Consider the following 7319-nt stretch of genomic DNA (forward strand, 5'->3'; position numbering starts at 1 on the left):
ACTATCTACGGCGTCACCTTGTACCGTTGCAGGCTCTTGGGCACCCACCATTCCTCAAAGTTGTACATAATGCCCGCCAGGGCGGGTTTGATGCCCATGAAGCGGTTCTGCACCACAGGCAGGGCATAGGGCACATAGAGGAAACAGTAGGGCTGATCCTCGTCCAGGATCTCCTGCGCCTGGTGGTACAGCGCGGTCCGGCGCTGACGGTCCGGCGTGGAGCGGGCCTCTTCCAGCACTTTGTCCAGATCGGGGTTCTTGTAGTGGATGAAGTTCAGGCCGCCGGGCACGGCCTGCGAGGAATGCCAGACCGCGAAGATGTCCGGGTCCTGGGTGATGGTCCAGCCCAGGATGATGGCATCGAAGCGGCCGGTATTCACGAATTCCCGGATGAAGGCGGCCCATTCCACGGTGCGGATGCGCACGTCGATGCCCACGGCCCGCAGCTGGCTCTGGATGATGGTGGCGGTGAGGATGCGCGGCTCGTTGCCCTGGTTGGTCAGGATGGTGAACGCCAGCGGCTTGCCGTCCTTGTCCAGGATGCCGTCGCCGTCACTGTCCGTGAAGCCCGCCTCGGCCAGCAGTTTGCGGGCCCTGTCGGGATTGAAGCTCACAGGGCGCAGGCCCGGATGATAGGCCCAGGTGCCCGGCTTGTAGGGCCCGAAGGCCGGTTCCCCCAGCCCCAGCAGGACGCCCTTGACGATGTCGCCCCGGTTGATGGCGCAGGAGATGGCCTGCCGTACCTTTTTATCCTTGAAGAAAGGATGTTCCAGATTGAAGCCCAGGAAATTGTAGACCGAGGCCAGATAGCGGTATTTGTGGAAGGATTCCGCCCATTTTTTCCCCGATGTCTGGCGCAGGTACTGCTGCGGGCTCAGCTCCATCACGTCCAGACGCCCGGCGCGGGTCTCCATGAACATGGTGGCCGTATCCGGGATGATGCGGAAGACCACCTCGCTGATGTGCGGCCTGCCCAAAAAGTAGGTGGGGGAAGCTTCCAGCACGATGCGTACGCCCGGCTCCCAGCGCTGGAGACGGTAGGGCCCGGCGCCCACAGGCTTGCGGGCGAAGGAGGTGGTACGGATGTTCTGCCCTTCCAGGATGTGCCTGGGCAGGATGGGATTCATCCAGGAAGACACGGCCCGGGCAAAGAAATGCTCGTAGCGAACCTCGAAGCTGTAGCGGTCCAGCACGCGGAATTCCTTGATCTGGAGAAAGTCGTCCGCATAGGGACTGCCCGTGGCCGGGTCGATGACCATTTTGTAGGTGAACTCCACATCCGCGGCCGTCAGTTCGGTGCCGTCTTCCCAGAGGATGCCCTTGCGCAGACGGAAGCGCAGCAGACGGCCCTCGTCTTCCATGCTGAAGGACTCCGCCGCCCAGCATTCCGGCTCCAGATCCTTGTTGAAGCGCAGCGGCGCCACATAAAGCAGATCCGCCACTTCGTGGGAGGCGGAGTCCGCCGTCAGATACGGGATGAGGTTGGAGGCCTCACCGATACTGCCCAGCAAAATGCGGTCGCCGTCCGTGGGGGGCATGCTGCCCTCCTCGTCATCCGCGGCGGCGGACAGCGGCAGACAAAGTAGCAGGAGGAGCAGAAAAAAAACTCTCCAGGTGGCGCTGCCCCCTGCCGGAGAGCCCTTGCCCGCTGCCCGGGAAGCCGCGAAAAATACCAACTTTTTTTTCATAAAATATTTTTTCATAAGTTACGCGCGTCTATTGCCATTGAAGTGATGCCTGTGATATTACTCCCAAATCTATTACTGCGATTTTTCAACGGAGCCCGCGCAGAAAACCGGGCCGCGGAGAGTATGCATGAGCAGATCTGAGCAGAACGTCGTCAGGGAGATGTGCCAGGCCTTCCTGCACGACGCCGTTCCGGAGTATATCCGTGATACGGCTTACTATATCCTGTCCGAAGGCGGGGTGCAAAAAATAAATATCCAGGAGGGCGAGACCTGGGAGGCGCAAGGCGTCATCCAGGGCGAAGACCTCCAGGTCTATACGCCCAGCCTGACTTTCTCCATCACGGATCGCAGCACCCGCCACCAGTGCAACTGTTCGGAATCCTTCACCAGCACATGCCGTCATGTGGCGGCCCTGGCCCTGCGTCTGCTGGAGGAACTGCGCAAGGAACAGGGCGACGCCGAAGAAGTCACGCCCCCTGCCAAGGACTGGAAGCAGAGCTTCCGCTCCTTCTTCTCCACGGACATGGAGCCCGAGCCCGGCAAGCACTACCTTATTTTCCGCTTCCAGCCGGAGCAGGGCCGTCTGCTGGTCTCCTTCTTCCGGGGCCGCCAGAACAAGTCCGGCCTGTCCAGCGTGCACAACGAGATCACGCTCCAGCAGATCATCAACAATCCCGACTGGTGCGAGTTTTCGCCCCAGCTGCCGCATGTGGCCCGTCAGATAGGCCAGCACCTGGACTATTACGGTCATCGTGTGGAGATCCCCGACGGTCTGACCTCGTGGTTCTTCTGGGCCGTACGCAAGGAATATTACCTGCTCTGGAAGGATACCGACCGTCCCTGCCGCATCGAGAGCACGCCCTTTGCCCTCAAGCTCAAGCCCAATTTCGATGACAACGGCTTCAGCTTCGACGTGCTGCTCAAGCGTGAAGGCCGCCCGCCCCTGCCCATCCGGGCCAACGGGGCGCCCAACGACCACCTGCATGGCGCCGAGGCCCCCGAGGACGCGCCCATCACCTTCCACGGCCAGATGCCGCTCTGGGTCTGTTACCAGCACAATTTCTATCCCGTACAGACGGGCCTGTATCCGTCGCTGGTGCACAACCTCATCTACGAACGCCCGGTGGTGCCGCAGGAAGAGATCTCCGAGTTCCTGGACCGCGTCTGGACGCGCCTGCCCTCGTCCGAACTCTACGAGCCGCAGCAGTTCCTGCGCATGATGGAGCCCGTGTTCCAGCCGGCCACCTACAATCCCAAGCTCTTCCTGGACGAGGAAGGCAGCCTGCTGACCCTGGAGATCGACAACATCTACCAGACCCGTCACGGCGAGTTCACGCTCAACGGCCCCAACCCCGATTTCCAGACCGGCAGCTACACCTACGAAGGCCAGACCTATCTGGTGCGCCGCCATCAGGAAGAAGAGGCCCAGCTCATGAACGAGCTGGCGGGCATGGACTTCCAGGCCCGTTCCAGCAAGCTGTGGTTCCTGGAGCCGGAAGAAGCCATCGCCTTCCTGCTGGACTCCTACCCCACGCTGGTGGAGAACTACCGCGTCTACGGCGAGCGCGCCCTTTCGCGCTACAAGATGCGCACGGCCAAGTCCTCCATCTCGGCCGAGGTGGTGAGCAACGAGAAGGAAAAGTGGTTCTCGCTGGAGATCAGCGTGGATTACGAAGGCCAGTCCCTGCCCCTGGACAAGATCTGGAAGGCCTGGACCCGCGGCAAGCGCTATGTGCAGCTCAAGGACGGCTCCTACACCAGCCTGCCCGAATCCTGGCTGGAAAAGATCGCCCACAAGCTCACGGCCCTGGGCCTGGACCCCAGCAAGCCGCCGCAGACCAAGTTCAAGCAGTTCGAGGCACCGGTGCTGGACAGCCTGCTGGAAGACCTGCCCGGCGCGCGCACGGACTCCTTCTGGAACAACCTGCGCGAAAAGATCCGCTCCTTCCGCGAGGTGCGGCCCGTACCGCCGCCAAAGGCGCTGCAGGCCAATCTGCGCAGCTACCAGCTGCAGGGCCTGTCCTACCTCAACTTCCTGTCGGAATACGGCTTCGGCGGCATCCTGGCCGACGAGATGGGCCTGGGCAAGACCGTGCAGACCCTGGCTTTCATCCAGCATATGGTGGAAAGCCGCTTCGAGGGCCCCAACCTCATCGTGGTGCCCACCTCGGTGCTGCCCAACTGGGAGCGCGAAGCGGAAAAGTTCGTGCCCGGCCTGCGCCGCCTGACCATCTACGGCACGCGCCGCGAGGGCATGTTCAAGCATATCGCGGAATCGGACCTCATCATCACCACCTACGCCCTGCTGCGGCGTGACCTGGAGGAGATGGAGAAGTACGAGTTCAACACCGTCATCCTGGACGAAGCCCAGAACATCAAGAACCCCAACACCATCACGGCCCGCGCCGTGCGCCGCATCCATGCCCGCATGCGCCTGTGCCTGTCCGGTACGCCCATCGAGAACAACCTCTTCGAGCTCTGGAGCCTGTTCGAGTTCCTGATGCCCGGCTTCCTCGGTTCGCAGCATGCCTTCCAGCGCGGCATCGTCAAGCCCATCAAGGACGGCGACGCCGAGACCCTGGACTACCTGCGCACCCGCGTGCGGCCCTTCATTTTGCGCCGTACCAAGGCCGAAGTGGCCAAGGACCTGCCGCCCAAGGTGGAAAGCGTCACCTGCTGCGCGCTGGAAGAGGCCCAGGCCGAGCTCTACGCCGCCCTGGCCCGCAAGCTGCGCGCCCAGGTGCTGGCCGACGTGGACGAAAAGGGCCTGGCCAAGAGCCAGATGTCCATCCTGGACGCCCTGCTCAAGCTGCGCCAGATCTGCTGCCATCCGCGCCTGCTCAAGATCGACCTGCCCGGCTTCTCCAACAACCTGCCTTCCGGCAAGTTCGACGCCTTCAAGGACATGGTCATGGAGATCGTGGAGGGCGGCCACAAGGTGCTGGTCTTCTCGCAGTTCGTGCAGATGCTCCAGATCATCCGCCAGTGGCTGGAGTTCTCGCAGATCCCCTTCTGCTATCTGGACGGCGCCAGCAAGGACCGCTTCGAACAGGTGGACCGCTTCAACAACAGCCCGGACATCCCCATCTTCCTCATCTCGCTCAAGGCGGGCGGCACGGGCCTGAACCTGACCAGCGCGGACTACGTCATCCACTACGACCCGTGGTGGAACCCCGCCGTGGAAAGCCAGGCTACGGACCGTACCCACCGCATCGGCCAGACGCGGCAGGTGTTCTCCTACAAGCTCATCTGCCAGAACACGGTGGAAGAAAAGATCCTCAAGCTGCAGGAAGCCAAGCGTGGCGTGGCCGAGGCCATCATCCCCGGTCAGGACACCTGGAAGTCCCTGACCCGCGAGGATCTGGAGATGCTCTTCGAAGTCTAGGCAATACCGCCGCAAACAGCGTCATCACACGGCGCGGAAGCAGGGCCCTGCCCCGGCTTTCGCGCCGTTTCCCGTTTTCGGGAGGGCCCGCCTTCCGCATATCCGGGCCGTACGGCAAGGCCTTGCCGGCGGCCGCCTTCTCCCCGGCACCCCCCATCCCTGAGAAGACACGACCGCGCCCCGTCCTCCTGCCGCAACGCTCACTGTCCCGCCGTCCCTTGGCATACGTCCCCGCAATGACGCTCAGCCCCCTTGCGCGCCTGTTTCGGGAAGGCTATGCTCCAGGCAGCCTCCGGGCCTTCATCCCTGCCTTTCCGGCCCGGGGACGCCTCTTTTTCCGGCAGACGCCTGCCAAGGAGACGCCGCATGGACGAAGCTCCCCCCACCACGCCCCGCACCCTGCTCTGGCGCGGCACACGCTGCCTGCGCAATGATTCTCCCACCCTGCGCCCCTGCGGGCTCCGCCGCCTCTGCCGGTTGTTCGGCATCGACCTGGCCGCCCGCCAGCGGGAAACCGATCTTGTCCTGTCCATCTTCGCCGGGCTGGCTCCCCAGCACGGTCTGGACAGGGACCTGGCCCCTCTGGCCGTGCTGGCCCATACCTTGGTGGAGCTGGGGGACGGGATGCCCGATGCGGGCGAGATTCTGCTCACCCATCCTCTCAAGCGCCTTGATGCCGCCGGCAACCGGCTGCTGGCCATGGTCCTGACCCTGCTCACCGTGGGCAAGGGCCGTACGGACAAGGTGGAGCCCCTGCTCACCGCCATGGGTTGTGCCCGCGACGATCCCCGGCGGCGTACCGCCGTGGTGCTGGCGGCCATCGTGCAGGTGGCCCGTTTCGCCCTGCGCTTCGATCCGCTGGAGATACGCCTGCCCGGTGAGCCCCCCGTCCTCTTCCTCATCCGGGTGCGCACGCCCCTGCGCCTGCGCAAGCAGCTGGTCATCCATGCGCCGCTCTGGGAACGCCTGTTCGGCAAGTCCTCCCTGGAATGGTTCTGGACCTTCGATGCCGATGCCGACGCGCCCGTCCCGGTCCAGGCGCCGCCTTCCGGGCAATTGTTCAGCAGCCATTTCAGCGCGTATCTGCAAAAGCAGGCACGGGCCCTGCATGAGCTGGCCCGCAGCGACAGCGCCCTGGACGAAGAGCCCATCCACGATGCCCGCGTCATCCTGCGCAGCCTGCTTTCCGTCTTCCGCAGCCTGAAGCCCTATCTGCGCAAGGACTGGCTGGCCTCTGTGGAATCCGACCTGCGTACGGCCCGCAAGCTGCTGGGCGGTGTACGGGATACGGACGTGCTTTTGGGACACATCAGGGACTATGCCTTGCGTCCTGTCCCTGCCGGTGCCGCCGAGACCGCCGCCGCAAGCGGACAGGCCCCGGAAGGTACTGCCCCCCTTTTCCGGCTGGCGGATCTGCCCGCCGGTCTGCGCAGCCTGTATGCCGCCCTGCAGGAAGAGCGCGCCACGGCCCTTTCCCGTGCCGCGGCCCATTATGCCTCGGACGCCTACCGGGAGCTGCTGCACAAGCTGGATGACAATGCCGCGGCCCAGACCTGCCGCCCCATGCTGGACCGCCGCGGCCGCGCCCGGCCCATGCTGCTGGCGGACATCATGGCGGCCGGTGTGGATCAGGCCACACGCGACCTTCTTGCCCATAACCGCTGGACGCACGGGCACCTGATCCCCGAAGACCTGCTGCACAACATGCGCATCGCGTTCAAGCAGTTACGCTATCTGATGGCCTTTTTCGGCAGCCAGGGCGGCAAGAACGGCGAACGCCTGATCCGCCTGTGCCGCCGCTGTCAGGAAAGTCTCGGCCAGATGCACGACAACGCCGTGGCCGCGGCCACGGCCCTGCGCCACTTGCAACACATGCCGGAGACCCGGCAGCATGCGGAGGATGCCGACGGCCTGGAAGAGTACGCCCGCTGGTGCGAGGACGAGATGCACCGCCATGCCATGGCCTTCCTGACGGACTGGGCGGACAACGGGCGGGACGAGCTTTGCCGCCTGACCCGCAAGCTTTCCCCGTCCGCAGGCGATCCGCTTCCCCTGCTCCGCCCGGACGACTAGCCGCGGGCTCCCGGACGCGCCAGCGCCCCGGGAACGTGCGGCCCGGCTGGCAGCCCCTGATAAAAAAGCGCCCTTTTCAGGGCGCAACGGCAGGAAACCGGCAGGGCGGGCCATCTGGTCCCTGCCCTCCGGCTTTCGGGGCCTTTGGCCCCTGTAAAAGATGCCTCCGCTAG

The 7319-nt window shown here is 64.1% G+C and carries 3 protein-coding genes; 2 read left to right on the forward strand and 1 reads right to left on the reverse strand.

Annotated features, from left to right (window positions below; all coding sequences use genetic code 11):
• Positions 1 to 5: 5 nt before the first annotated feature.
• On the reverse strand, positions 6 to 1538 hold the full coding sequence (locus tag ACQRCJ_RS11590; protein WP_239465083.1) for a peptide-binding protein: 1533 nt from the start codon (positions 1536 to 1538) through the stop codon (positions 6 to 8).
• Between the two features lie 277 nt (positions 1539 to 1815).
• On the opposite strand from ACQRCJ_RS11590, the gene ACQRCJ_RS11595 reads away from it, so the two are divergent.
• Positions 1816 to 5073 carry a DEAD/DEAH box helicase gene (locus ACQRCJ_RS11595; protein ID WP_289616645.1) on the forward strand — a complete coding sequence of 1086 codons (3258 nt, stop codon included), beginning with the start codon at positions 1816 to 1818 and terminating at the stop codon, positions 5071 to 5073.
• Between the two features lie 366 nt (positions 5074 to 5439).
• Positions 5440 to 7146, forward strand: a complete 1707-nt coding sequence (locus tag ACQRCJ_RS11600; RefSeq protein ID WP_289616644.1) for a CHAD domain-containing protein — start codon at positions 5440 to 5442, stop codon at positions 7144 to 7146.
• The last annotated feature ends 173 nt before the right edge of the window (positions 7147 to 7319 follow it).

The organism is Desulfovibrio sp. SGI.102, assembly GCF_050314315.1.
In the GTDB taxonomy this organism is placed as follows: Bacteria; Desulfobacterota; Desulfovibrionia; order Desulfovibrionales; family Desulfovibrionaceae; genus Desulfovibrio.

What these genes read in the sequence shown, in the direction of transcription:
- ACQRCJ_RS11590 (WP_239465083.1), bottom strand. Translation starts at nt 1,538, where the DNA reads ATGCCCCCCACGGACGGCGACCGCATTTTGCTGGGCAGTATCGGTGAG.
- ACQRCJ_RS11600 (WP_289616644.1), top strand. Translation starts at nt 5,440, where the DNA reads ATGGACGAAGCTCCCCCCACCACGCCCCGCACCCTGCTCTGGCGCGGC.
- ACQRCJ_RS11595 (WP_289616645.1), top strand. Translation starts at nt 1,816, where the DNA reads ATGAGCAGATCTGAGCAGAACGTCGTCAGGGAGATGTGCCAGGCCTTC.